Here is an 842-nt window from a genome sequence, read left to right on the forward strand (position 1 = left end):
ACCAGAATCGTCGTCAGCCGCGGTTGCGGTGCTCGGTTCGGTCAGTTGCAGGAGGCTGCGAACGGATAGCACGGCGGTGCCGGCGGCGGCGCGGCCGGTGCCGGTGCCACCTGCTGGGGCGCGACCGCGGGCGCGGTGCTCACCGGCGCGGTGTCGTCGGTGCGGGTGGGATGGGCGTGGGTGAGAGCCAGCACCACCAGCAGCAGGACCACACCACCCACCACCGCGCCGAGGACGGCAAGGATCGGCGTCGGCGAGGTGCTGTGATAGCCGTGGAAGTGCGGATTGCGGTAGCGCCCCGGGCGGGCGCGGCCGCGGCGCGCGCTCACCGGCCCCGCCGTGCTATCCGTTCGCAGCCTCCTGCAACTGACCGAACCGAGCACCGCAACCGCGGCTGACGACGATTCTGGTCCGGGCCCGGCCCCGAGAGTTCCGATCTGCCTGGCCGGGCCCGGCACCGCTCAGCATAGGGCCGTCCGCAACCCCCGCCATGGCCACCGGCCGGAGCCCGGTCGGACCGGGGTGCGGGTCCGGTACCCGAAATGGGGTACGGCCGCCGAGCCGCAGAGCCCCTGAGCGCAGTGCGATGTTTCCTGTCTTTGTGGTTTCCGGTTGGGACGGGTGAGGCACATGATGCGCGGGGCAACCGCACCTGCCCAACCTCCTTCCTTCCGGTCCCATTTTCCGGTCACACCTCTTGCACCACGGCGTGTCAGAGGGGGAGTTTCGTCCGGAAGAAACTTGTAGCCTGGCCGTATGGTCGCCTCCCGGTCGTGTCTTCAGTGCGGAAACCCGGTGACGTGGAAAGGCACCGGAAGACCACCGATCTGGTGCAGCAGCAG

The 842-nt window shown here is 70.0% G+C and carries 1 protein-coding gene; it reads right to left on the minus strand.

The window, feature by feature from the left end; translation table 11 throughout:
- Positions 1-41 precede the first annotated feature (41 nt).
- On the minus strand, positions 42-329 hold the full coding sequence (locus A5780_RS21565; protein WP_064908889.1) for a hypothetical protein: 288 nt from the start codon (positions 327-329) through the stop codon (positions 42-44).
- Positions 330-842 lie beyond the last annotated feature (513 nt).

It is taken from the genome of Nocardia sp. 852002-20019_SCH5090214, assembly GCF_001665865.1.
Lineage (GTDB): Bacteria > Actinomycetota > Actinomycetes > Mycobacteriales > Mycobacteriaceae > Nocardia > Nocardia nova.